The 538-nt window shown below is 63.8% G+C and carries 1 protein-coding gene; it reads left to right on the top strand.

Annotated elements, in window-relative coordinates:
- Window positions 1-285: 285 nt before the first annotated feature.
- Window positions 286-538 (top strand): hypothetical protein (locus DM813_RS00010; RefSeq protein WP_164897181.1); only part of this gene is annotated, 253 nt, incomplete at its 3' end.

The raw sequence follows: 538 nt of genomic DNA, 5'->3' as shown, positions 1-538 counted from the left end.
CACAACAAACCTAGCGCCCGACTACGCAAGGAATTGCCATGCCCACCGAACCGCCATCGTTTTCGTTGCGCGAGCTGGTGCGCCTAAGTGGGGAAACCAAGATCCAGGCCGACTTCTGCGCGTTGGACCGCAAAGCCCAGGAAGAAATGGACAAGCGCGCGGCGGACCACCTCGCCTGGCTGGACAGCGAACTGCTCGAGCGCGCGCTCGACCTCTACGACCGCAAGCAGCCGGTGTGGGGCCAGGCTTTCGCGGCTCAGATCGCCCAGTGCGTGCTGGGCATGAATGGCTGCCTGGTGGGCCGATACCAGTATCGCCAAACAGAACCTGGTGGGTCGCGCCCTGACCCGCAACCAGACCGACATCGAAGCAGAAACCCGCATCGCCTTCGCCAAGGCCCAGGCTGCGCAAGCGCTGACGGCAGAGAACATGGTCGAGGTGCTCGACAGCACCAGCGTCTGGTTCGAGAAGGTTGCCGACCTGTTCACCAAGGCGGATGCCACCGTCGAGGCGGCCATTGCTGCGGGCAGCTGTCGTT

Origin of the sequence: Pseudomonas alkylphenolica (genome assembly GCF_004025535.1) — a bacterium.
GTDB classification, from domain to species: domain Bacteria; phylum Pseudomonadota; class Gammaproteobacteria; order Pseudomonadales; family Pseudomonadaceae; genus Aquipseudomonas; species Aquipseudomonas alkylphenolica_A.
Note: the sequence above shows the minus strand (reverse complement) of the source record. Positions and strands in the feature narration are given on the sequence as shown.